A 22,298-nucleotide genomic window follows, 5' to 3' on the forward strand; every position below is an offset into this window, starting at 1 on the left:
CTAGTTGGATGTTGGCCACATTTCCCACAGCTGCGCTTCCATACTCTCTTCAGTGCTGTCAGCAATAAGAGAAAAGAAGTCTAATCCAGTTTGCTGTTCAACCGCATCGATTGTAGTGACGAAGCTTGCAAGCTCAATGCTAGAGACATCTCTATGTGGAACAATGAAGGCAATGGCTTCATTGAAAGCAGGATCTAAGATTACTTTGTAAAAAGCGCTCGGTATGATGACATTGTTGCCTATCGTGTTTTCGTTACCTTGATAGATAGGTCCAGTGACCACGTAGAGCTCATTGTACTCATTCGCAAGATCACGTACGTGCTCTTCCAAAATGCGCCAACCTACGCGGTTAAAACCCGGAAGCTGAGGAGACATATTGCTCATCAAAAAGCTCTGCTTCATAGAGTCTTGGCTAAAATCCATTGTGGCAGATGGTGCTAGGTGTCCTCGGTCATAGCCAGAGCCGCTGTAATCGGCGAGCGTGGAGCGAGCATAGTCGGGGAGCTCACTGTCTTCTTTGAAGCTATTACTACGTTTAAAGCTGGCGTTAACGCTTTCTGCGGTAATGTGGTAAGCCACCCAATCGGCATTTTTGGTTTGAAAGTTGTAGCCAACGGCATACCCATCTCGGCAAAGCACTTGATCAGGTTGCTCTGAAGGCAAGCCTACATCTAAGTGCTTTCCACAGGTTTGTGCGAAAGTTGGTAGAGAAAAGACAACAGCAAGTGTTAGTAAAACAGTATTTTTCATTATTATGCTCCTTGTTATTGGAGCTATGAAAAATAGTTGATTGGCTTTGCGTTACTGTGATGGTGGTTAAATGTTAATCAATACTTGATCCCGTATTGAGCAGATAAATATTAAGCTTGTGAGAGTAACGGATTTCACAACAGATTCAATTAACATTACTTTGCTAATCAAATAGTTAATATGTTCTATTGAGTAGCTTCATTCTCTCCATTAAAACGAATATCTTGCAGGTTAAAACCGAGTTCCATGTCGGTTTTGAGTGCCGCAATCGTCTTACATTTTCGCGCTGATTCAATATGCTCGTCTAATTTCTTACGATACTTAGCAGGGAGCTCTTCACTGGCGAATGCTTGTTCGATATCGTTAAACTGAGTGAGGATTTCTTTGGCAGCTTTTGGTCCTACCCCTGGCACACCGGGAACCTGACTAGAGCTAATGCCTGTGAGCCCCCAGTAATCGGCAAGCTGATTCGGCTTAACGCCAAATTCTGCTTCGATAAATGGTTCGTCTAACCAGCGGTGCTGAAAATAGTCTCGGATTTGCAGTGTTGGAGAAAGGAGCTGACAGTAGCCTTTATCCGTCGACACAATCGTCACTTTCTCGCCATGATTCGCCACTTTAGTTGCCAATGTGGCGACCAAGTCATCGGCTTCGTCTCCATCTGACAGTAGTGAGTCTATGCCAAGCTTCCACCACGCATCTTGAATCGACTCTAAGCCTTGTAACAAAGGCTCTGGCATAGGTTTTCGGTTTTGTTTGTACTCTGGCAAGATCTCAGCTCGCCATCCTCGCTCTTGCAGATGATGATCGAACACGGCAATGATGTGAGTTGGCTGTGACTCGGATAAAATACGATTCAAGGTTCGGGTAGTCGTATTGATGGTTCTTGCTATATCGGTGGGATCGGGTTGCGCGGAGTGAACGCGTCGGATCAGGTTAAGAGCATCGATGATAACAAGATGAATAGACATACAAATCAAAAAAATAAGGGCTTGAAGCCCTTATTGTATAGATTGAGGTTGAGATTACCAGTCAGTGCGGTAAACAGTCGCTAACCAGATGTCTTAATTTGGTAGCAAGGCTCGTAGGCAGTACCGCCAGGTAACTTCATACGGTCTTGTTCAACGAAGTCTTTTAGCAGTTTATCCATCTTCTTCATCAAGCTAGCATCACCATCTAAGATAAATGGGCCGTGACGCTCGATTTCACGAATCCCTTCCGCCTTAACATTACCAGCGACGATACCTGAGAACGCCTGACGCAGTGCCGCTGCAAGGTTCTCTGGACGTTGTTCAAGGTGTAAATCTAAGCTCGCCATATTGTCGTGAGTTGGGTCGAAAGGTAGCTGGAACTCTGGTTCAATTTTTAATGACCAGTTGAAGCTGTAGGCATCACCGGTATCTTTGCGGTACTGACGTACATCCGACATGCTCTGTTTCATGATCTGAGCCACTTTAGCAGGGTCGTCAACAACGATTTGGTAGTGTTTCTGCGCGTCTTCGCCAAGCGTGTCGCCGATAAAGCGGTCTATCGAGCGGAAGTACTCTTCGCTCTCTTTCGGCCCGGTCAGAACAATCGGTAGCGGTTGGTCAGCGTTGTCAGGGTGCATCATAATGCCCAGAATATAGAGCAGCTCTTCGGCAGTACCAGCACCACCTGGGAAAATCACAATCCCGTGCGCCATGCGCACAAAGGCCTCTAAACGCTTTTCGATATCCGGCATGATCACCAACTCGTTAACGATCGGGTTTGGTGGCTCTGCCGCAATAATCGATGGCTCGGTTAGACCTAAATAACGCTGCTCATAATAGCGCTGTTTCGCGTGACCAATCGCTGCGCCTTTCATCGGCCCTTCCATCGCGCCCGGTCCACAGCCGGTACAGATGTTTAACTCGCGCAGGCCCAGCTCATTGCCGACTTCACGAGTGTATTGATACTCGGTGGCATTGATTGAGTGTCCGCCCCAACATACCACGAGATTTGGTTCGATGCCCGGCGTCAGAGTACCTGCATTACGCAAGATGCCAAACACTAGGTTAGTGATATGGCTAGCGTTGGTGAGATTGAGACGCTGATTGTCGGCAAGATGCATATTGACGTAGACAATGTCACGCAGAACAGAGAATAGGTGCTCCTGAATCCCTTTGATGATCTCGCCATCGACAAAAGCGTGTTCCGGTGCGTTAGTGAGTTCAAGCTTAATACCACGCTCTCGACGCACGACGTTAACATCAAACGATTTGTACTTGTCGAGCAACTCTTTGGAGTTGTCGGTGTGGCTACCGGAGTTAAGAACCGCGAGGGTACAGTTGCGGTAAAGTTGGTAAAGATCACTTGCAGCGGTTTTCTTAAGGCGCTCAACTTCGAGTTGAGAGAGTAGATCCATACTACCTGCTGGACTAATGTGTGTGATCATAGAGACCTCCTTGACGAAACAGCACTCAGAGAGAGTGAGATATCATTATTGTTATTGTCCGTATACGTTGCTAATCATTGGGGAAAATCAGCAGACGTTTATTAAGCTTAGCAGCTTTTTTCAGATAATAAACCTAACTAATTGATATCTATAGATCAATCACACTAATGAAATAGATTGGAGGGTGAGCAGGGGGCAACTTAGCGCCAAACGAGTTGATTCTTGCCGAGTGTTTTCGCTTCATTGAGGCATAGGTTGAGTCGTTCTAAGATCTCTTCAGGCGTATCAGAGTCTTTGAACGCAGTACTTGCCGCAGAAAGAGTAATGGTTAGGTTACGGTCACGGAACTTAAACGGTAGCTTAGAAACTTGATTTTGAATCGCTTGGATCATATTGAAGGCATTGCTATCAGAAAGTTCAGGAAGCAATAACACAAATTCTTCACCAGAGAAGCGCGCCACAGTATCGGTATCACGGATCTCTTTCTTGATTGTTCGAGCGATAATTTTCAGTGCTTTATCGCCTGCGGCATAGCCAAAGCTATCGTTGATCGCTTTAAAGCCATCGACATCGAGTATGACGACGCGGAGAGTATGTTGCGCTCGTATCCAGCGACGATACTCTAACTCCAGGCGATCGCCAAATGCTGCGCGGTTGTATACTTTAGTTAGCGGATCAAGCAGCATACGTTGGGCTTGATCTTCTAAGCGGCGGCGATAATCTTGAGTCACTTCATATAGAGCTTCAAGTTGGTTTTTGCCGTAATCCATGCGCTCAATTAAGGCTTGTTCGCGTTGTTCGGCGTGTTTTAAGCGCTCAGTCAATGAGTTGAGCTGAGCCAGCAATGGATTCACTTGCTCTTTGAGTGATTCTAAACTCTCTGCACTGGTGACTTTGGACTGTGTATCAGTCACTAGCTCTGACAACTCGGTGTTCATCTCTTGGCGATGGGCAAAATAGCTTTGAGATTGCTGCGAGTTTTGCTGTGAGCTTTTCAGTGATGAAGAGAGGGAAGAGTTGATTTGTTCGAGGAACTGTTCTGAGGTTTTACGCTCATAATGGGTTCCCTCAATCACTAACTTAAGCGTTTGTAGTGTTAGCTCTAATAAGACGTGGCTGTTCACGCCGATAAGCAACTTAGCGCGAATGTCTGTGAGCAGTTCGCCAGATTCGCCTTCAAAATCAAGTTCAGTAATTAGATGCTGCAATTCTTCCGAAAGGCGAAGCAACAGTTCTCGATCCGAACTAGCCGCAATTTGGTTGACGCTATAATCAGGGTTGGTTGTGATGATTTTTACGGAACGTTCATAAAGATTAAGCAGTCTCAGGGCTTGTTCCGCTCTAGGATGCTTAAGGCCATCGGAGTAACTGAGTAAATCGCGTAGATCGCGCTTGATCTTCGGAGGCAGCCCAGTCAAGCGTAGTAGTGTTTCACCACTATGCTTAATTTGGGAATCCAAATGTTCAGTTTGTTGTTCCATAGCCAAGCCTTGTTGTTTTAGCAAGCGCTCCAATACCGCTAGTTTGGGTATCAGTGAGCTGACGTCTTGCTGCTGCTCGATAGCTTGTTTCAGTTCCATGAGTCCCGCTTGTAGTCGCGGGTTTTCACATTTATAAGCACTACTTAACGACGAGATGACACGCTGAAGTACCTTCTGTTCTCTATTAAATTTGAACGAGGTATCCCTTTGTGTCAATCGAACTTGTTCCAATTGAGATTTCAGGTTGTGCAGCTGTGACTGAAGATCTTGTTCGATTACGCCCATGAATAAACTTAAAAATAGAATCTACTTATATCTAGTGATCTGTCGATAATATCAAATAATTCGCGGGCGTCACGACTTACAACGTTTGATTGATGCGCTTTTATTCATCTTTTAGCAGTTTTTTGATACCGTCCTCATTCTTGAAAGAAGAGTGAACTTTTATTAGCCCCTGATTGATGGAATGCTTACATGCCTTGCGGATATTGCCTGTGGCTAAACTTGCAGCAGGTGCGTTCTCAATCGCTTTCAGGTAAACCCACTGGCTAGAGTGCTCTTTCATGCTCAGCGTTCTTGCCGTACTGGTTGACATTAGTAGCACATCAACTAGTTCCTTATCATTAACCGCAGTATACGCCCTTGGTAGGAAGGGGTAGTCCGCCATGCCAATACGAATGATGCGGTTGAGTAAACGATCGGGTTCGAACTCAAGGATCCATTGCTGGATCTTTTCAAACAACTGCTCTGGATCGGTGTTGCGTTTACTATTTGGTTCAATATAAAGCAGGTTTGCATCAGAAAAGTGATAGATCCTAGCTGGATGCTCAACGCGCTGCTTTAAATAGTCGCCAAAAGCACGTTCTAGTTTTAAGCCTTCTTGGTAACCATGTTGCAAATACATGTTACGTAAAAACGGTACGTCAATCATAACGAAGCGCAGGCGGTCATTTAAGGGTTCATGAATCAACTCTCCGACGTGCCACTTCTCAAACTTATGACTGCTCTCCTCTAAAGAGGCAGGAAGTTTCGCATTGAGCATACGTAAGTTCTTTAACCCTGAACGCGAGTGGGTATAAAGATCTTCGTTAAGCTCATCGAGCTCTTCTTTTTGCACATTAATCACATGCCCACGACGCAAGATGAAAATAAATAGCAATGCTGAAATGACAAATAAGGTAAAGGTTATTTTCTGAAACTTGCGATATTCATTATGGGTTTCTTCTAACTCTTGCTGCTGACCGCTTAAATGCAAAGATTGCTCAACAAACTCTTTCTGCTGGCGGAAAGCATCTTCACTGATCAGATCCAGCTCTTGTTGTTCAATGGTTGCAAGAGAGTTGTAGTGCTTGAGGTACTCCAAAGCCTCTTGATACTGGCCATTGAGCTCATAGCCGAGATAAAGCATCTGATAAGCTGATTTCTGCATGCTGATGTCTTGCAACTGTTGCGCGATTTCTAGCGCCTGCTTGGCACTACTTAGTACTTTCTTCGGCTCTTGCTTATGGCGTGCTAATCCCGCTTCGAGAAGTAAGGCATAGGCCTTTAATCTTGGAATATCTGCGTATTGGAGTAGCTCTTGTGCCCGTTCAAGATATTGTTCAGCTAAGGTGTAGTTAACCAAGTGTAAGTAGGTTGTCGCGAGTGAGATACGAATATCAATTACGCTTTCGATGTTGTTTTGCAGCCGTTCGTGATCCATTGCGTTGAAGTAGTGGACCAATGCGAGATTGTATTTACCTTGGTAGTAGTAAATGTCACCCATGCGCTTGAGAAGTGGTGCTAAGGCAGGTGAGTTCTCGTAATTGTCGTAAAAGTCGGCTGCTTGCGAAAAGTGGTCGTTGGCTTTGTCGAGAACACGGCGGTCATAGAATAGCTGCCCGAGAATACGGTTAACTTCAGCAAGTTGACGTGCAGAGTCGGTTTCAATCGCAGCCCAATAACTGATCAGTAATTCTGATAGAGCGCGATTGTACTTCTTGTTGGCGAGCAGCTGCTTACCCACCGTGGTGTGGTACTCAATCACGGTATGAATCGACTTCGAACTCTCTACGTACGGCTTAACTTCTGAGTACAGTTGGTCGGCGAGTTTAAGGTTACCTTCGGCAGAGGCAATCTCAGCTTTTAGCATCGTCATACGATACTTTAAGCCACGAGCCAACTGTTGTGGGTTATCGATAAGGCTGAACTCTTCCTCTATTTGAGCCAACTTATCTCTGGCAGATTCAGCGTTTCCTTGGATAAGCCAAGTTAATCTAATTTCGACTAGTTTTAGATCCAGCAGTAAATATGGCAGTTTGTAAGTTTCAGCTAATGACTTGGCTTCTTTCAACAAGCTCAAGGCTTCAAGCTCATTGCCTAAGTTAAATTCTGCTCTGGCGAGAATGCGCAATGCGTCAATCGTACCACCTGGAGTACGAGTTCGGCTGTCTGCTTCATCACGGGAGATGGCGGAAGGGCTTTTCTCGGTTTTGTCGGTCAAAGTACGCTGGGTTAGGTAGTCTGTCGCCAGCTGCTTGGCCTGCTTCGGAACAATGTTGACCAAACTGTTTGCTTCACTCAGGACTGCTGATGAGTAGAGAGTGTTTGCCCAAAGTGGCGCAGAGAACAGAACCAATAACGCGCCAAGCAAGCGCTTCCAGCGTACTTTTACCATTAGAGTCGACTTCCTATTGACGAGCCATGCGTTGATTGTGACTAGGTTGACTGTTGACGTTGGAGCGATATGGGTTGATGTCCAAACCACCGCGTCTTGTGTAACGTGCGTAAACCGTTAACGATTCAGGCTGACAAAATTCCATGATGTCAGCAAAAATACGCTCAACACATTGTTCATGAAACTCATTGTGCTCGCGGAATGAGACAAGGTAACGAAGTAGGGCTTCACGATCGATTTGCTTACCCTTGTATTGAATTTCGACACTGCCCCAATCCGGTTGGTTGGTGATGAGACAGTTTGATTTCAATAAGTGGCTGTGTAGGCTCTCTTCGACCACTTCACCGATTGCAGCGCCTTGAATCAGCGTGCGGTCAAAGTCGTAGCTAGTAATCTCAATCTCTTGCTCGTCAATGCAGTCACCGTCCATTGTTACTACAACGGAGTCCGTGTAATCCACAACAGAACGCACTGTCACTGAGACGGTTTCACCCGCGCAGGCTGAGAGATCTTTGACTAGCGTCTGTTCCACTTGATCCCAAGAAGAAAAACGAGTTTGGTTGAAACTGTTTAGATATAACTTGAATGATTTAGATTCAATTAGGTTGGCACTTGTGGCTGGAATGGAGACTTCACCAATCGCCACTTGTGGTAAGCCTTTCTCGTTAAGCCATGAGAGTTCGTATAGCGTCCAGATGTCACAGCCCTGGAAAGGTAGTGAGTCACCTAAATTTAGGTCATCACGATTGAGGCTACGAGGCACAGGTTGCAGCAAGCTCGCGTCATATTGGTTCGAATATTCGGTCTTTTGACCAAGCGTTAGCCCAGCAAGCTCTTTCGCATCAGAATATTTGCTCATACTTTTGTTCGTTTTCTATTAGAATGTCGAGAATTTTACGCAATCCCGCACTTAAAAGCGAATATTCATGTTGGAGAATCTAATGGCTGATCATGCCTTGCAAGCGTTGCTCTCATTCAGTGAAAAATACCGTCAGGCTCATCTAGATGCACACGGCCATCTTCCTAGAAGCGAAGAGTTGGTTGATCTTGTATCGCCATGTGTCGAACAAAAAACGGATGATGCAGTTGAATGGCAAGCGTATCAACGCGATCAAGCAGCCGATTTTACCAATGTTGAAAACGGCATTGAGCTGACGTTACACGAAGACATCAAAACCTTTTATGGCTCTCAATACAGTGCGGATATGGATGCCACATGGCAGGGGAATGAGCTAACGCTACTTCAAGTGTGGAGTGATGATGACTTTGTGCGTTTGCAAGAGAACATTCTCGGTCATTTGGTGACTCAGCGCCGTTTGAAGTTAAAACCAACCGTGTTTATCGGCGCTACGGATGCGGAATTGGATGTGGTTTCTATCTGCAACTTAACGGGTAACGTGATTTTAGAGCGACTAGGCACAGATAAGCGCGATGTATTGGCACAAGACATTACTGAGTTTCTGGCTAACCTAGAACCTGCGGTGTAATCATGTACGTTGTTGAACTTCAGTTTGAGTGTTTTGATAACACTACGGTGAGTGCGGTAGACAAAGCGATCAATGGTTTGATGGATGCGCTGCGCTATAACGGCCAAGTGTTGGGGCGTGAGTTTCCAATTGTGATGGGCGATGGTGAGTTCTTTGTTCGCGTGGTTTGCCCAGAGCAAGACAGCTTGCACCCAAGTTACCATTCTGATTTTGTAAAGGTTTGCTTAAACCGCTTGTCTGAGGCGAGTCTACTTGCGCCTAAAATGCGTCTTCTTGGCCGTGACCTTAATTCGGAAGAGGCAGCGGAAGAGGAGCAACCAAGTTGGCAGGTGCTGTATACCACTTACGTCCATACTTGTTCTCCACTAAGAAGCGGTGAAACTCTGTTGCCAATCCCGCTCTATCGCAATGGAGCGACATTGAATGGCGATCATAAAGCGGTGGTAAAATGGCAAACTGAGTGGCAAGCATGTGATGAAATTCAAATGGCTGGTGGCTGTCGAGCTGAGCATGCAGCGCTGCATGAAATCTGCGATACCGACAGCGTGTTATTCAAGCGTGGTTGGGATTTGCGAGGTCGGATCGAATACATCACTAAGATACCTACGTACTACTATCAATATCGCGTCGGTGGACAAAGTCTCGCAGACGAAAAAGCACGTAAATGTCCTAAGTGCGGCGGAGAGTGGTTATTGGATGAACCATTGCACGATATCTTCTATTTTAAGTGCGATGATTGTCGGATTGTTTCCAATATCTCTTGGGATCACCTCAAATAGCACATGAAAATAAAAAAGACGCTAATTTAAGCGTCTTTTTTTGAATCTTGCGACTCTGGAGTCGTCTCTTCGTCATCGGTGTGAGGTTTCTTTTCAGACTGACCAAACTTCATATTGGCGGTGTATTTTAGAGCAGCAATGTTGCCTATTACAACGCTCAGCACAATAACAATAATAACCCATGGGTTAGTCAGTAAATCCATCACTACACCTATTTTGAAATATTGCTAACAAACTGATTGTAGATCGTTTGGAGCTGTTCTAACACCGTCTGCTGACCCAAAATCGACGTTGAGGCAAGCTGTTGCTTGAGTGTCGTGACATCTAACTGCTTTAAGCACTGCTCCGATACGGCTTGATGGCTTATATGCCACGGCTCGGCCGCCACACCACCTAGGTCTTGGGCATAAGGGAAAAAGAACCCGTAGTCATGCAGATTACGGCTTAACCAGTCATAAAAGGCTTTCTGATGTCCAGTGAGATATTCCCAAGGTTCCAACTTGAGTGTTTCACCCTGAGGCAAGCTATCTCGATCAAAGACATCAAAATCAGTTCCCCAATGATGGCGGCTGCCGCCCGGTAAGGCAGACCAACGAAGAATCGCCATCACCTTTTCTGCTTCAGATAAAGATTCAGCTTTGATGACTTGGCTCTCGCTATCCAAGATGTCGGATTTACCTGACATCTTGTTATTCCAAATCGTGGCTTGGCGATCAAAGTTGCGAAAGCCACTAGCGATATTGAGATTGAATCCAGCCAAAGTCGCCGACTGTTTGAGCGCCAGTAAATCTCGACTCACAGCAGCGTGAACCAAGAACGATTTTTGTCCGACCATTGTTTCTACAAGGTGGCTGGTCACTTGCCCAGTCAGTTGCTCTGGAGTCATCATTAAGCGAGTAAGTTTTCCAATGTCTTCTGGTACATTTCAGTTAGCTTCTCTAAATCTGACACCTTAACGCACTCATTCACTTTATGAATAGTTGCGTTTACCGGACCTAGCTCAACCACTTGACCACCCATGCGGGCAATAAATCGACCGTCAGAAGTACCCCCTGTCGTCAGCAGCGCAGGTTTAGTTTGGTTAACCGTATCAACCGCATCAACCACGGCATCAAGCAAGGCACCGGTATCGGTTAAGAACGGGTCGCCGTTGAATGTCCATTTAAGGTCATAGTCTAAGTCATGTTTGTTAAGTGTTTCGGTCACGCGTGAAACAATGGCATCGTTATTTAGCTCAGTACTAAAACGCAAGTTGAACTGAACGTTAAACTCGCCAGGAATAACATTCGAAGCGCCGGTGCCTGCATGGACATTAGGAATCTGGAAACTGGTTGGCGGGAAGTAGTCGTTACCTTGGTCCCACTCAGTGGTTGCCAGTTCATGGATTGCCATGAGTGACTGATGAACCGGGTTTTTCGCCAAGTGTGGGTAAGCGACGTGGCCTTGAATGCCTTTAACCGTAAGATCGCCAGTAATAGACCCACGGCGACCATTTTTCACAACATCACCGACCACTTCAGTACTTGACGGTTCGCCGACAATACACATGTCGATGTTTTCGCCGCGCTCCATCAGTGCTTCTACCACACGAACTGTGCCGTTGATAAAAGGACCTTCTTCATCTGATGTGATTAAGAAACCAATCGAACCTTTATGATCTGGGTTTTCAGCAATGAATTGCTCAACTGCAACAATCATACTTGCCAAAGAGCCTTTCATATCGGCAGCGCCGCGACCGTGCAAGAAGCCATCCTTAATGGTTGGTTCAAAAGGAGGGGTTTCCCATAGCTCTAATTTGCCCGCTGGCACGACATCAGTATGACCTGCAAAGGCGAATAGAGGCGCTTGTGTACCACGGCGAGCCCAGAAGTTAGTAGTGTCCTCAAACACCATGACTTCAATTTCAAAGCCCAGTGCTTTGAGTCGCTCAATCATTACCTCTTGGCAACCTGCATCTTCAGGCGTTACCGATTGGCGACTAATTAAATCTTTTGCGAGAGCCAGAGTTGGGCTATCTGTCATCCTTGAAATCCTTACGAAAAATTATGAAAAAATAGAAGCGTATTGATCCGCTTTGAAGCCTAGGTGGTAGTCATTACCTGAAACCAGAATAGGGCGTTTGATCATGGCTGGCTGCTCAACTAACAGCTCAATGGCGTTCGCTTCGTTTAGCGACTCTTTTTGCTCTGACGTCAGTTGGCGGTAGGTGGTGCCACGTTTATTGAGGACGTTTTCCCAGCCAAGTTGTTGGCAGAAAGTTTCGACCAACGCTTTGTCGATACCTTGCTTACGGTAATCGTGAAAATTATATTCCACTCCCTCTGCTTCAAGCCACTTTTTGGCTTTTTTGATCGTGTCGCAATTAGGAATGCCATACATGGTGATTGTCATAGTGGAACCTTTGAAAGTGACTTTGGGCAATCTGCCCTTGTAGTTTTTTAGTTTGTTTTTGCATCCTAGCAGGAAGTGAGGAGCGAGACAAAAGTGTGATGTATATATTTCATTGGGCAAAAAAAATGTGTTTCAAGCTAAGGCGATCGTCGAGTTTTTGATCAAACGCAACACTTAGCAGTGCAAATCAGAAATAATGACTCTAGAAATTTTAAGGAGGTATCAATGGAATTGAGTCCTGTTTTTGCTAGGCGCTTGTATCTCGCATTGCTGGTTGAAAATCTAGAGCGCCCAAATGTGCCCAAATTGATTGAGCAAACAGGTTGGCCACGTCGTACTATCCAAGACGTGATTAAAGCATTACCTGGCATTGGCATTGAGTTAATGTTTGTCCAAGATGGTCGACGTCACAACGACGGCTATTATCAGTTATCTGACTGGGGACCTTTCGATAGCCAGTGGGTACTAGACAGGGAGACAGACATCGCCGCAAGTCTTGGCTTCTAAACGAATTGAAAACAACAAACCTAGCGTGAAAGCGCTAGGTTTGTTTTTATTGGTTACTTATCCTGTTTGGGGCAATCATAAGCATTGCCCATCACAGTAAATGAGGTCACAAAATCTTGCGGCTGAACTAGGTAGACGGTGTTTGCCCCCAATGCTAATGCTTGATTTTTCGCTTCATTCAATGCGCCACGAACCATCACGTCATTGGGGAAGAAAATATAGCTATACCAATGCCCCTCGCTACCTGTAATCTCACCAAGCCATTGGCAGTTGTCTGCATTAAACTGACTATCTAACCGTAAATGTATCGAGCTTGCAGCAGGATCCATTTTGGTTGTGGGAGTCGCGCAACCCGCTAATACAGCGAGCGAGGCAGCGAGTATAATGTATTTAGTTTTGGCTAACATAGGCGATAAATCCTATCCAACTGATGGCGAGTAATGCCCAAGGTAAAATTGAAGGTTTGCTGCTTATCTCTGGGTTTTCAATGTTTACTTGAGTCTGGTTTGTGCTCACCTCTACGTCAGCTTTCTTGGCTTTTTGAGCCTTTTTCTTCGCCTTATCCGCTTGTCGTGAGCGCTCTTTCTGCTGTTTTTTGTATTGTGCGATACCTTTCTCGATACCTTGCGCAATCAGCTTCGTTTGTTCTTTTGTTTGACCAGGCTTTTGAGTTGCTTTGGCAATCTTCATCGCTTCTTGTTGTGTTTCTTGAGAAGGAACCACTTTATTTTTCATATTGATAGGTCTTGCTAGATCAAAGATGTATTTATCCTAACAGGATATACTTTGTCAGTAATGAACAAAAGCTTTGGAGTGCTGATGAAACGAGTTTTACTCGCCAGCTTGGTAATTGCCGTACCTGTGTATATTTGGCTTCAAGGCCAGCCACCTGCACCCATTGCAGAGCTTGAGCCGCAGCAGACCCATCAAGAGTGGATGTTGTCTTTGCAAGATCAGCTCAAGCAAGATCCAAATCAAGCTGAGCTTTGGTTTCAACTCGGGCATGGCTATCTCAACAATCAAGATTTTTCCTCTGCTTTGACCTGTTTTGACTATGCAGTTCGATTAAGCCATCCACCGTCCGCCAACCAATTAGCGGCAAAAGCAACCGCCCTTTACTATGTTCATAAGCAGAGAATGACACCTGAAGTCTCTTCTCTACTTGAACAAGCGTTAAGTATAGAAGCCAATAATCTCACTGCCTTAACCTTGATTGCTAGCGACCATTTTATTAGTTTCCGCTACCAAGAAGCGATAGATACTTGGACGCGTATGCTCGACTCTAATCATCCTGATTTAAATCGTGAGACGGTGATTCGCTCTTTGAACCAGGCAAAAGCTCTGAATAAGGGTTAAGCTGCGATTAAGACAATGGAGAAGGAAGAATAATGATAGTAATCACTGGCGCTAGCAGTGGATTAGGTGCCGCATTAGCCAAGCAATATGATGAACAAGATACGCGAATCCACCTAACAGGGAGGAGTGAACAAAAGTTACTCCATGTCACCAGTCAATTGTCCTCTAACACCACTTACCAAGCATGCGACCTCGCCAACCACAATGATGTCGAGTCACTGTTTGAGCAACTGGATGAAGTGCCAGACAAGATTATTCATTGCGCTGGCAGTGGTTACTTTGGTTTGTTAGAAGAACAAAACCCTGAGCAGATTGAAGCGCTAATCAAGAACAACCTCAGTTCAGCCATCAATGTTGTGCGAGAGTCAGTAAAACGCTACAAAGCGCAACCCGTTACCTTAGTTATGGTTATGTCTACGGCGGCGCAGCAACCTAAAGCTCAAGAGTCAACCTATTGCGCGGTGAAGTGGGCAGTGAAAGGACTTATCGAATCCGTCCGTCTGGAGCTAAAAGGTCAGCCAATGAAGATTGTTGCTATATATCCAGGTGGAATGGCGACCGAATTTTGGGCGACCAGTGGCAAGGCGTTAAATACCGATGGTTTTATGTCTGTGCAAGACGCAGCGTCCATGATCAACGGTGCGCTCACTGGGCTGGGTAATGGCTATGTGTCGGACATTACAGTAAACCGGGTGTGAGAAGAGTCATCTCAATCTATACGTCATTCAGTGTCGCTATAAAATAACAAAGCCAGCAATTGCTGGCTTTGTCTATTAACGCTCTAGTGACTTATTGCTCGTAGCTAGCTTCGCGTTGTTCCGCGGCTTTCTTCCACTCTGGGACCACAGTTTTTAAGAAGTTCTCTTTATCAGAGTTCATCTTATCCATATCCATACCCAGTGCTTGTTGTGCAGCGGCTTTAGTCGAGATATCAGGCAGCTCTACAGGATCTGTGATGCCTTTCTTAGCCAATAGACGAACGATCTTGGTGCGAGCATCTGCCGCGCGGTCTACCGCTGTACCTAATACTTCAAGTGCGACTTCTGGAGCGTGCATATGTACACCGTGTGAGGCAATAGCATAGTCCCAGCGCCATTGAGCGTGGCGGATATCTTGAAGAATATCTTTCATCTCTTCTTCCGTGGCACCAGCTTTCCAAGCTGCGCCCGCTTCGAAGTGAGCAGCAACAATTTGCTTCTCTGCTGTCAGCTTCATGTTGAGCACTTGAGCTTTGCGAGTAGAAACAATGTCACGTAGCTGATCTTTAGATTGCGTATGACAATTTGCGCAAGTGTCTTCGAAGCGATCAAATGGGTTACCGACTTTATGATCTGTGTAGACAGTGCCATCTTCTTTGGTCACTTTCGGCATATGACAGTCGACACACGCCACTTTGTTCTTACCATGAATACCATCACGCCATGTTTCGTAACCTGGGTGTTGCGCTTTTAACATCGGTGCTTTAGAAACTTTGTGCGTCCAATCTTTAAAGCCAAGTGCGTCGTAGTACTGTTCCATATCATCGACGGTGGTGCCCATATCCCATGGGAATTTGACGGACTTGTTTGGACCTGTGAAGTAGTACTCTACGTGGCACTGACCACAGACAGAGGCTTGTTGATCAAGACGAGATTGTTGTTCAAAAGGTTTGTCTATCGCCTGAAATGCGCGCTCAACATAAGGTTTTGCCAACGCAAGTGCGGGTTCACCGTTCTTGAATGCTTCACTGCGAGTATCATGACAGTCTGCACAACCGATAGGGTTGTTAATTTGGTCACCTAAACGAGCCCATTTGCCTTTAAAGTAACCATCTTCACCACGTTCATCGATCACGCGACCTACGTCTGGGCTTTTACAGCTCCAACATGCCATTGGCATTGGCCCGGAAGTTTCATCTTGCGGAGCACCAGTACGCAATGTTTGGCGCACATCATCAACGGCGTAAAAGTGGCCACGAGCCTTGTTGTAATCTTTAGCGAAACCATAGCCAGCCCACAAAATCACCATATTTGGATCTTCTGCAAGCGCGTCTTCGATATGTTCGCTTTCTGAGGTGGCTTTCCAAGAGTGGTATTGATCAGGGTGCTGTTGCTCATACGCATCGTTGCGAGGATCAATTAAGCCTTTTTCTTCGGATGCAGCAAAGCTTGTGACACTCATCAGTGAAGTGGCCACAATTGCTAATGCTGCAGCGGATTTTGGTATCCAATGCAATTTATTCACAGTGCTATCTCCGTATTCTGTTTTTTATTAGCAGCGTTGTGAACTGGCTATATTCCAAACTAAGAACTGGAGAACTGAAATAGATTGTAATAAATAGAAATAAAATAAATAACTTAGTAATAATGCTTAATTGTTCAAGATCAATTTTACCTAGTGATCCAGCTCAAATTCACTCTTATATAACCCTAAAGGGGTACTTATTGTATGGCGGAGAGTAAAATGAAAACTATTATCATCAATGACTTACAATATTTCCCTTTGTATTTATAGGGTGATTGAGATCGAATTTTGAGCAGTTTTGCCTACCCCTTAAGTGTAGGGAGAGTAATATATTAATTGATAGCGTTGTGGCTTTTCCAAAATAAGAATTGATCTCATTTGATGTGCTTTAAGCGCATTGAAGGATTTTAATTTTTAACCGTATTTTTAATTTGTTGATTGTTTTACGAATTAGTACGGAATAAGGAAAGGATAATATGGGCAATATAAAGTTGGCCATAGTCATAATGCTTAAATCACTTCTAGCATTTTGCCTCTATGGTTATTCTCTTCATGCCGTAGCCGACACTTCAACAGTGCAGTCTGAAGACAAATCCGCACGCCATGAAGTCACGCTTATCCGTGACAAGGATTATAAGTGTATCCAATGTCATAAGGATTCGCAGCAGACCATCCATCAAACACACACCACTGAGAAATTTGAGCAGATCGGCAAAACGCTGAACTGTACCACCTGTCACGGCAACATTGGGCCTGACCATCGTGAAGGGGCGCCAGTCGTGACTAAGTACGCGCCAGCTCAATCACAGGTGGGAAGTGACAAGGTGCAAATGCCGCATCAGGGAATACTCGATGCGAATAGCCAGTGTACCAACTGTCATACTTCAGAGCGGTTACATAAAGCGAGCTGGACGCATGACGTGCATGCCAAAAATCTTACCTGTTCAAATTGCCACAATGTTCACGCTGAGAAAAAGTCGAAAATTCTTAGCCTAGAACGTAAGGACAAAATCAAGATGTGCGTGGATTGTCACTCGGATATCACCCAGCTAAAAGAAGAGGAGAAGTAGTATGAGTTGCTCAAGACGAAACTTCTTAACTGGCGCAGGCGCAGTTATCTTCACTACGGGTGTGGCGGGAACCGCTGTTATCAGTAGTCGAAAAACACTCGCAAATGTTGAACAAGATGGTAATAAGCTTTACGGAATGGTTCATGATGAAACCGCTTGTATTGGTTGTACCGCTTGTACGGATGCTTGTCGTGATGTGAATAAGGTTCCTGAAGGCGTATCACGCCTCGAAATTATACGCAGCGAACCACAGGGTGAGTTCCCGAATGTTGATTACCGTTTTACCCGCAAATCTTGTCAGCATTGTGAAAATCCTCCTTGCGTCTATGTCTGCCCAACAGGTGCGGCGTACAAAGATGAGAAAACAGGTATTGTTGATGTCCACAAAGAGAAATGCGTTGGCTGTGGCTACTGTTTAGCTGCTTGTCCGTATCAAGTGCGTTTCTTTAATCCTGAAGATCACTCGGCTGATAAATGTAACTTCTGCCGCGATACCAACCTTGCCAAGGGCAAATTACCTGCTTGTGTTGAGTCTTGCCCAACCAAGGCGCTGATATTTGGAGACCTCAACGATCCAAATAGCGAAATTAACCAAGTGTTAAACAGCGAAGTCGTTTATCGAGACAAGGCACACTTAGGCACTAAGCCTAAATTGTACAAAGTGCCTCATCAGAAAGGGGAGGTTTAATCATGACTGGTTTTGAAAGTGCATTCCACTTTGACTCCCTGGTGTGGGATTGGATTATTGCGGTTTACCTGTTTTTAGCGGGTATGTCTGCAGGAGCGGTAATGATTGCGCTTTATCTAAGGCGCAAAGTGATTGAAGGGGATCCGGCGAAAAACGGGATCTTGAAGGCGATGGCATGGCTAGCGCCATTTGGCATCATTTCGGGTCTAACGATCTTGATTTTCCACCTGACCAAACCTTTGGAGTTCTGGAAGATCATGATTTACTTCAATATGAACTCCGTGATGTCGATGGGGGTTATCCTATTCCAGGTCTACATGGTCGTCTTGTTTATCTGGATTGGTATTCTGTTCCGTCATCAAATTATCGGTTTTGCTGAAGGTAAACTGCCTAGCAAGTTGCTCGATTTTGTCGATGGATTCTTAATTAAATCAGGCAAATACAACAACGCGATTGAACTCTTTTTAGGCTTCCTTGCGGTTGTTCTTGCTGCTTATACTGGCTTCCTGCTTTCAGCATTGAAAACATACCCAATGCTGAACAATCCAGTGTTGCCAATTTTGTTCTTGTTCTCCAGCCTTTCATCTGGAGCGGCTGCTTGTTTGATGTTTGGCATCTTGGTTTTCAAAGAGTCAGCGACAAGTCCAAGTGTTTCTTGGGTGCATAGTTTCGAGCGACCTGTGGTGCTGTTTGAGCTGTTCGTGCTCGTTACCTTCTTTACCGGGCTTATTTTTAGCGGTGGTCAGAATGAAGTTGCGGCTTGGAATGCGATCGGTGGCGGCTTCTGGTCGAACTGGTTCTGGTTTGGGGTAGTGTTAATTGGCATGCTGTTACCTTTGACGCTTAATGCGGTTGCGCCAAAAGAGACACGCCACAATGGTGGGTATATCTTTATGGTGACCACTTTAAGCTTGGTCGGTGTGCTTATGCTACGAACCTTTATCCTCTATGCAGGCCAGATGACGGTAGTGTAAGTATGGTCGGAGAGCTAGGACACTTTGCATTAGTCTGGGTCGCGGTTTCAAGTTCGCTTATCTCGGCGGCTTATGCATGGAACAAATGGCAACAGCGAAGTGCCACTCTCTCTTTATCATTGTTAGCAAGGCTTAATGGCGTTGTTGCGTCGTTAAGTCTTGTCCTTCTTGGCTACCTATTTGTTAGTGATCAGTTCCAGTTTCATTATGTCGCCTCTCACTCGAACACAGCGTTGCCTGATTTTTTCAAAATTGCAGCGGTGTGGGGAGGTCACGAAGGCTCGATGCTATTTTGGGTGTTCACTCTAGCTATCTGGTCGGCCTGTATCTCTTTTGTTCAACAGACTTGCAAAAAATACCTTGATGATGTGCTGTGGGTGATGCAGTTGTTTATCGCAGCGTTTGGCTGGTTTACCCTGATCGCTTCTAATCCATTCTCTTATTCTGAAGTTTGGTTAGAGCAAGGTCGAGATCTCAATCCGATGCTGCAAGATATCGGATTGATCTTCCATCCACCGCTGCTCTATCTAGGCTATATCGGGTTTTCTACCGTGTTGGCGTTTGCCCTCGCTGCACTAATGCAAGAAACGTTCGTCGATGATTGGGTAAAGCTAGCAACTCCTTGGGCAATATCCGCATGGGCATTTTTGACCTTAGGTATCTTGGTCGGATCTTGGTGGGCTTATAATGAACTGGGCTGGGGAGGCTGGTGGTTCTGGGATCCTGTTGAAAATGCATCACTTTTGCCGTGGTTAACAGGGACTGCATTACTGCACGCTTTACTTGCGGCTAGTCGCTATCAGCAGCAGCGAAGAACTGCTCTAGCACTAGCATTGGTAACTTTTAGCCTGAGTATTCTAGGCACTTTTATCGTGCGCTCTGGCGTACTGACATCAGTACACGCTTTTGCGGTGGATCCCGGTAAAGGTCTGGCTTTGTTAGCCATTCTTGCTGTGACCTTGATTGGTTCATTTGCCTTGCTGTTTGAGCGAGGCGAGGCCATCAAGAGTCAACACGTTCAATCGCTCTTTGGCCGCAGTTATCTTGCCATCGCTTCTGTCGGCATGCTTGCGGTGGCGACGTTTACTGTTTTTCTCGGTACTTTCTACCCTATGGTGTATGAACTTGTAGGGTTAGGCTCGGTATCGGTTGGTGCTCCCTATTTTAATACCTTGTTCTTACCTTTAGTTCTGCTTGCTCTCATTGGTATGGGGTTGGTTCCATTACTTAAGTGGCATAAAGGCAGTCACTATTCCAAACAGCAGATCGTCTTGTTATTTATCACGTCTATGCTCATCGGCACGGTGATGTATTGGTTGCAAGATATGTGGTTCTCGTTAGCAGTCTCTGTGGTCTGGGGGCTAGGGGCTTGGGTGATAATCAGTCACTTGTTATTGGTGGTGAAGCAGCAAAAGCTTACCTTTATGGTGCTTGCTCACATTGGTCTGGCGATGAGCAGTATTGGCGCAGTGATGAATGCAGAGCATTCTTTCGAAGTGAACCATAAAATGGCTGCAGGTAGCACTTTGGAATTTGGTGAGTGGCAAGTCGAGTACCTTGATACTCATTGGGTTATTGGCCCTAACTATAGCGCTGAACAGGCGGAATTGAAGTTCTCCTCCGAACAGCGAAGCTTTACCCTGATACCAGAGCGTCGTCATTATCCCGTTCGAGTGATGAATATGAGTGAACCTGCAATCCGGCCATTTTGGCATGGTGACTACTATGTCACGCTAGGTAGTAAAGTTGATGCTGATTCTTATGCGGTCAAGATCCAATATAAGGCGTATATCAGTTGGATTTGGGGCGGGGCGCTAGTCGCTATGCTCGGTGCTGTGTTACCTTTTCTCTCTCGTCGACGAAAGGAAGTGGCTCATGGCTTTATCAAGCAAGCATAAAATTACCCTCTTTAGCGTGGTTTTATTGGGCTTTATTGGCTTTCTTGTCGCAGGGCTTAACACCCAGCAGTTTGGTCCTGCGTCCCAGCCCGTGGTTAGGCAGTTTCCAACACAATCAATAGCGCTGCTTATGAAGCAGGAACAAGCGCAAAGCACGCAGCTATTCCGCCATGAATATCAGCTAGTGAATGTATGGGCATCATGGTGTGGCGTATGTCGTAAAGAACATGCTTACCTTAATCAGCTTGCGAAACTCGGCATTCCTATCATTGGATTAAATTACCGTGATCAACGTTCAGGTGCGGTGAACTATCTTGGCCAGCTTGGTAATCCCTATAGTGACATTATGTTCGACCCCAAAGGCGTGCTCTCTCTAGATCTCGGAGTGGTAGGAACGCCAGAAACTTACCTCGTCGATCAAAATGGGGCGATTGTTTATAAACATCTCGGCGTACTGAATCAAAAAGTATGGGACAAGCACTTTGCTGATTTCTTTGCTAGTGGGGCGAACTCATGAGCTTAAGGTTGGCTTCTGTGCAATACCTGTTGTTATTGCTTTCGATAGTAGCGCCACTAAGTCTTGCGAGTGCAAATCAAGATATCTTTGCAGCGGCTACGACAGAGCAAAACGTTCAAGTCGAGCTGTTTCAATTCGATTCGCCACATAAACAAAAGGTTGCGATTGAACTGGCAAAATCATTACGTTGCCCACAGTGTCAGAATCAAAATTTAGTCGAGTCCAACTCGCCGATTGCGAAAGACTTACGCTTGATTGTGTTTAGTAAAATCAATCAAGGCCAAAGCGAACAGCAAGTGATTGATTTTATGACAGCTAGATATGGTGAATTTGTTCTCTATAAGCCTACCTTTAGCGCTAGCAATGCACTACTTTGGTTAGCGCCTGCTTTCCTTCTGCTACTGTTTTTTATCGTTTCCCTAAAACGAGTCCGAACCAAGCATCAGCAATAACCTCGCCGTGGCTATTCGCTATTATCTATCACTCTAATATGCAATAACTGATAGCAAAATATGCCAATTGGTATAGAGTGGAGTCTAATTGAATTCCAGCAGTGACATAGCAGTGCGTTACGCGTTAGAACAATATGATAAACATGGTTTTTTAAGAGCACCAAAACTGGTTTGGCTAGGGTGGTTGTTCTTAGCTAAAGCTTGGGTCGTGTTTGTGGTCGCCGGTGCCAGTCGTGAGAGTGGCAGTAAAATTCTTTCGATAGTTTACCCAGACCATAACATGCTTTATCTCGGGCTAGCGATGGGAATTCCGAGTATTCTATTAATGTGGATGGTGAGTCTGCGCAGTCCAGAGCGAACATGGATAAATCACATTGTGGCTTACGGTAGAGGGATTACACTTGTGACCGCAGCCGCTCAGCTATCTCAAACTCTGTATCATGTCTACCTAGTCCATGGTGCATTTAGCTGGACAAATGGCGCTGTGATGTTGCTGCTATTATGGTTGATTATTTACTTCGCTAAGAGTCGTAGTGTCAGAGATAGCTTTAAGAAAGTTCCGACACAGTAAACTTCCCCAGTGATGATCGCCATCAATATACAAACTTAAAAACGAAATACACTAAGCAAAAAAATCGAGTGAGGAATTAAAA

At 45.4% G+C, this 22,298-nt stretch carries 25 protein-coding genes; 12 read left to right on the forward strand and 13 right to left on the reverse strand.

Annotated elements, in window-relative coordinates; genetic code table 11:
* The 6 genes from LYZ37_RS04045 to queF all read right to left on the reverse strand — a co-directional run bounded on the left by LYZ37_RS04045 (position 1) and on the right by queF (position 8,162).
* A complete protein-coding gene (locus LYZ37_RS04045; protein ID WP_272786601.1) occupies positions 1-750 on the reverse strand; it encodes a DNA/RNA non-specific endonuclease in 750 nt (249 codons plus the stop codon).
* 185 nt (positions 751-935) lie between these two features.
* Positions 936-1,721, reverse strand: coding sequence for a flap endonuclease Xni (gene xni / locus LYZ37_RS04050; protein WP_272786603.1), 786 nt, complete (start codon positions 1,719-1,721; stop codon positions 936-938).
* A gap of 80 nt (positions 1,722-1,801) precedes the next feature.
* Complete coding sequence (gene ppnN, locus LYZ37_RS04055) at positions 1,802-3,166, reverse strand: nucleotide 5'-monophosphate nucleosidase PpnN (RefSeq protein WP_272786604.1); 1,365 nt, start codon at positions 3,164-3,166, stop codon at positions 1,802-1,804.
* Positions 3,167-3,366: 200 nt separating this feature from the next.
* A complete protein-coding gene (locus LYZ37_RS04060; protein WP_272786605.1) occupies positions 3,367-4,932 on the reverse strand; it encodes a GGDEF domain-containing protein in 1,566 nt (521 codons plus the stop codon).
* Between the two features lie 100 nt (positions 4,933-5,032).
* A complete protein-coding gene (locus LYZ37_RS04065; RefSeq protein WP_272786606.1) occupies positions 5,033-7,303 on the reverse strand; it encodes a tetratricopeptide repeat protein in 2,271 nt (756 codons plus the stop codon).
* A gap of 13 nt (positions 7,304-7,316) precedes the next feature.
* Positions 7,317-8,162 carry an NADPH-dependent 7-cyano-7-deazaguanine reductase QueF gene (queF, locus tag LYZ37_RS04070; protein ID WP_272786607.1) on the reverse strand — a complete coding sequence of 282 codons (846 nt, stop codon included), beginning with the start codon at positions 8,160-8,162 and terminating at the stop codon, positions 7,317-7,319.
* An 82-nt stretch (positions 8,163-8,244) separates the two neighbouring features.
* On the opposite strand from queF, the gene syd reads away from it, so the two are divergent.
* Both syd and LYZ37_RS04080 read left to right on the forward strand, forming a co-directional pair.
* Positions 8,245-8,790 carry a SecY-interacting protein gene (syd, locus tag LYZ37_RS04075; protein ID WP_272786608.1) on the forward strand — a complete coding sequence of 182 codons (546 nt, stop codon included), beginning with the start codon at positions 8,245-8,247 and terminating at the stop codon, positions 8,788-8,790.
* A 2-nt stretch (positions 8,791-8,792) separates the two neighbouring features.
* A complete protein-coding gene (locus LYZ37_RS04080; RefSeq protein WP_004744544.1) occupies positions 8,793-9,569 on the forward strand; it encodes a Zn-ribbon-containing protein in 777 nt (258 codons plus the stop codon).
* A gap of 26 nt (positions 9,570-9,595) precedes the next feature.
* Here LYZ37_RS04080 and LYZ37_RS04085 read toward each other — a convergent pair whose 3' ends face one another.
* Genes LYZ37_RS04085 through LYZ37_RS04100 form a run of 4 tightly spaced genes read right to left on the reverse strand, consistent with a single transcriptional unit; the run spans position 9,596 to position 11,960 of the window.
* Entirely contained in the window at positions 9,596-9,772 is a 177-nt protein-coding gene (locus LYZ37_RS04085; RefSeq protein WP_004744545.1) for a DUF2897 family protein, read from the reverse strand.
* A gap of 8 nt (positions 9,773-9,780) precedes the next feature.
* The gene (locus LYZ37_RS04090) at positions 9,781-10,455 is read right to left on the reverse strand and encodes a M15 family metallopeptidase (protein WP_272787140.1); all 675 of its coding nucleotides are present in this window, start codon (positions 10,453-10,455) and stop codon (positions 9,781-9,783) included.
* 2 nt (positions 10,456-10,457) lie between these two features.
* Positions 10,458-11,591, reverse strand: coding sequence for a succinyl-diaminopimelate desuccinylase (dapE, locus tag LYZ37_RS04095; RefSeq protein ID WP_272786610.1), 1,134 nt, complete (start codon positions 11,589-11,591; stop codon positions 10,458-10,460).
* A gap of 21 nt (positions 11,592-11,612) precedes the next feature.
* Positions 11,613-11,960 carry an ArsC family reductase gene (locus LYZ37_RS04100; RefSeq protein ID WP_272786612.1) on the reverse strand — a complete coding sequence of 116 codons (348 nt, stop codon included), beginning with the start codon at positions 11,958-11,960 and terminating at the stop codon, positions 11,613-11,615.
* A 225-nt stretch (positions 11,961-12,185) separates the two neighbouring features.
* On the opposite strand from LYZ37_RS04100, the gene LYZ37_RS04105 reads away from it, so the two are divergent.
* Complete coding sequence (locus LYZ37_RS04105) at positions 12,186-12,467, forward strand: winged helix-turn-helix domain-containing protein (RefSeq protein WP_004744549.1); 282 nt, start codon at positions 12,186-12,188, stop codon at positions 12,465-12,467.
* Between the two features lie 53 nt (positions 12,468-12,520).
* On the opposite strand, the gene LYZ37_RS04110 is transcribed toward LYZ37_RS04105, so the two are convergent.
* Both LYZ37_RS04110 and LYZ37_RS04115 read right to left on the reverse strand, forming a co-directional pair.
* Positions 12,521-12,874 (reverse strand): DUF4156 domain-containing protein, encoded by a 354-nt coding sequence (locus tag LYZ37_RS04110; protein WP_272786615.1) that lies wholly within the window; start codon positions 12,872-12,874, stop codon positions 12,521-12,523.
* Positions 12,858-13,202 (reverse strand): DUF2956 domain-containing protein, encoded by a 345-nt coding sequence (locus LYZ37_RS04115; RefSeq protein ID WP_272786616.1) that lies wholly within the window; start codon positions 13,200-13,202, stop codon positions 12,858-12,860. Before LYZ37_RS04115 ends, LYZ37_RS04110 begins: the two co-directional genes overlap by 17 nt.
* Before the next feature lie 84 nt (positions 13,203-13,286).
* Between LYZ37_RS04115 and LYZ37_RS04120 the strand changes: the two genes are divergently transcribed.
* Both LYZ37_RS04120 and LYZ37_RS04125 read left to right on the forward strand, forming a co-directional pair.
* On the forward strand, positions 13,287-13,823 hold the full coding sequence (locus LYZ37_RS04120) for a TPR domain-containing protein (protein ID WP_272786617.1): 537 nt from the start codon (positions 13,287-13,289) through the stop codon (positions 13,821-13,823).
* A 32-nt stretch (positions 13,824-13,855) separates the two neighbouring features.
* Positions 13,856-14,521 (forward strand): SDR family NAD(P)-dependent oxidoreductase, encoded by a 666-nt coding sequence (locus LYZ37_RS04125; RefSeq protein WP_272786618.1) that lies wholly within the window; start codon positions 13,856-13,858, stop codon positions 14,519-14,521.
* Positions 14,522-14,612: 91 nt separating this feature from the next.
* Here the strand turns inward: LYZ37_RS04125 and nrfA are convergent, their stop codons facing one another.
* Complete coding sequence (nrfA, locus tag LYZ37_RS04130) at positions 14,613-16,046, reverse strand: ammonia-forming nitrite reductase cytochrome c552 subunit (protein ID WP_272786619.1); 1,434 nt, start codon at positions 16,044-16,046, stop codon at positions 14,613-14,615.
* A gap of 476 nt (positions 16,047-16,522) precedes the next feature.
* Here nrfA and nrfB point away from each other — a divergent pair, with 476 nt between their 5' ends.
* The 7 genes from nrfB (at position 16,523) to LYZ37_RS04165 (ending at position 22,216) form a co-directional block, all read left to right on the forward strand.
* Positions 16,523-17,116 carry a cytochrome c nitrite reductase pentaheme subunit gene (nrfB, locus tag LYZ37_RS04135; protein WP_272786620.1) on the forward strand — a complete coding sequence of 198 codons (594 nt, stop codon included), beginning with the start codon at positions 16,523-16,525 and terminating at the stop codon, positions 17,114-17,116.
* Between the two features lies 1 nt (position 17,117).
* Positions 17,118-17,804: a cytochrome c nitrite reductase Fe-S protein gene (nrfC, locus tag LYZ37_RS04140; protein WP_049846642.1), complete on the forward strand. Its 687-nt coding sequence runs from the start codon at positions 17,118-17,120 to the stop codon at positions 17,802-17,804.
* Between the two features lie 2 nt (positions 17,805-17,806).
* The gene (nrfD, locus tag LYZ37_RS04145; protein WP_272786622.1) at positions 17,807-18,778 is read left to right on the forward strand and encodes a cytochrome c nitrite reductase subunit NrfD; all 972 of its coding nucleotides are present in this window, start codon (positions 17,807-17,809) and stop codon (positions 18,776-18,778) included.
* 2 nt (positions 18,779-18,780) lie between these two features.
* Positions 18,781-20,676: a heme lyase CcmF/NrfE family subunit gene (locus tag LYZ37_RS04150; protein WP_272786624.1), complete on the forward strand. Its 1,896-nt coding sequence runs from the start codon at positions 18,781-18,783 to the stop codon at positions 20,674-20,676.
* On the forward strand, positions 20,654-21,193 hold the full coding sequence (locus tag LYZ37_RS04155) for a DsbE family thiol:disulfide interchange protein (RefSeq protein WP_272786625.1): 540 nt from the start codon (positions 20,654-20,656) through the stop codon (positions 21,191-21,193). The genes LYZ37_RS04150 and LYZ37_RS04155 overlap by 23 nt, the downstream gene beginning before the upstream one ends.
* Positions 21,190-21,645 (forward strand): heme lyase NrfEFG subunit NrfF, encoded by a 456-nt coding sequence (gene nrfF / locus LYZ37_RS04160; RefSeq protein ID WP_272786626.1) that lies wholly within the window; start codon positions 21,190-21,192, stop codon positions 21,643-21,645. The genes LYZ37_RS04155 and nrfF overlap by 4 nt, the downstream gene beginning before the upstream one ends.
* 112 nt (positions 21,646-21,757) lie before the next feature.
* Positions 21,758-22,216, forward strand: coding sequence for a DUF2919 domain-containing protein (locus tag LYZ37_RS04165; protein WP_272787141.1), 459 nt, complete (start codon positions 21,758-21,760; stop codon positions 22,214-22,216).
* Positions 22,217-22,298 lie beyond the last annotated feature (82 nt).

The organism is Vibrio tubiashii, from assembly GCF_028551255.1.
Taxonomy (GTDB): Bacteria; Pseudomonadota; Gammaproteobacteria; order Enterobacterales; family Vibrionaceae; genus Vibrio; species Vibrio tubiashii_B.

Bases quoted from the DNA above. Each gene is read 5' to 3' on its own strand.
- LYZ37_RS04045 (WP_272786601.1), bottom strand. From the start codon at position 750: ATGAAAAATACTGTTTTACTAACACTTGCTGTTGTCTTTTCTCTACCA.
- xni (WP_272786603.1), bottom strand. From the start codon at position 1,721: ATGTCTATTCATCTTGTTATCATCGATGCTCTTAACCTGATCCGACGC.
- ppnN (WP_272786604.1), bottom strand. From the start codon at position 3,166: ATGATCACACACATTAGTCCAGCAGGTAGTATGGATCTACTCTCTCAA.
- LYZ37_RS04060 (WP_272786605.1), bottom strand. From the start codon at position 4,932: ATGGGCGTAATCGAACAAGATCTTCAGTCACAGCTGCACAACCTGAAA.
- LYZ37_RS04065 (WP_272786606.1), bottom strand. From the start codon at position 7,303: ATGGTAAAAGTACGCTGGAAGCGCTTGCTTGGCGCGTTATTGGTTCTG.
- queF (WP_272786607.1), bottom strand. From the start codon at position 8,162: ATGAGCAAATATTCTGATGCGAAAGAGCTTGCTGGGCTAACGCTTGGT.
- syd (WP_272786608.1), top strand. From the start codon at position 8,245: ATGGCTGATCATGCCTTGCAAGCGTTGCTCTCATTCAGTGAAAAATAC.
- LYZ37_RS04080 (WP_004744544.1), top strand. From the start codon at position 8,793: ATGTACGTTGTTGAACTTCAGTTTGAGTGTTTTGATAACACTACGGTG.
- LYZ37_RS04085 (WP_004744545.1), bottom strand. From the start codon at position 9,772: ATGGATTTACTGACTAACCCATGGGTTATTATTGTTATTGTGCTGAGC.
- LYZ37_RS04090 (WP_272787140.1), bottom strand. From the start codon at position 10,455: ATGACTCCAGAGCAACTGACTGGGCAAGTGACCAGCCACCTTGTAGAA.
- dapE (WP_272786610.1), bottom strand. From the start codon at position 11,591: ATGACAGATAGCCCAACTCTGGCTCTCGCAAAAGATTTAATTAGTCGC.
- LYZ37_RS04100 (WP_272786612.1), bottom strand. From the start codon at position 11,960: ATGACAATCACCATGTATGGCATTCCTAATTGCGACACGATCAAAAAA.
- LYZ37_RS04105 (WP_004744549.1), top strand. From the start codon at position 12,186: ATGGAATTGAGTCCTGTTTTTGCTAGGCGCTTGTATCTCGCATTGCTG.
- LYZ37_RS04110 (WP_272786615.1), bottom strand. From the start codon at position 12,874: ATGTTAGCCAAAACTAAATACATTATACTCGCTGCCTCGCTCGCTGTA.
- LYZ37_RS04115 (WP_272786616.1), bottom strand. From the start codon at position 13,202: ATGAAAAATAAAGTGGTTCCTTCTCAAGAAACACAACAAGAAGCGATG.
- LYZ37_RS04120 (WP_272786617.1), top strand. From the start codon at position 13,287: ATGAAACGAGTTTTACTCGCCAGCTTGGTAATTGCCGTACCTGTGTAT.
- LYZ37_RS04125 (WP_272786618.1), top strand. From the start codon at position 13,856: ATGATAGTAATCACTGGCGCTAGCAGTGGATTAGGTGCCGCATTAGCC.
- nrfB (WP_272786620.1), top strand. From the start codon at position 16,523: ATGGGCAATATAAAGTTGGCCATAGTCATAATGCTTAAATCACTTCTA.
- nrfC (WP_049846642.1), top strand. From the start codon at position 17,118: ATGAGTTGCTCAAGACGAAACTTCTTAACTGGCGCAGGCGCAGTTATC.
- nrfD (WP_272786622.1), top strand. From the start codon at position 17,807: ATGACTGGTTTTGAAAGTGCATTCCACTTTGACTCCCTGGTGTGGGAT.
- LYZ37_RS04150 (WP_272786624.1), top strand. From the start codon at position 18,781: ATGGTCGGAGAGCTAGGACACTTTGCATTAGTCTGGGTCGCGGTTTCA.
- LYZ37_RS04155 (WP_272786625.1), top strand. From the start codon at position 20,654: ATGGCTTTATCAAGCAAGCATAAAATTACCCTCTTTAGCGTGGTTTTA.
- nrfF (WP_272786626.1), top strand. From the start codon at position 21,190: ATGAGCTTAAGGTTGGCTTCTGTGCAATACCTGTTGTTATTGCTTTCG.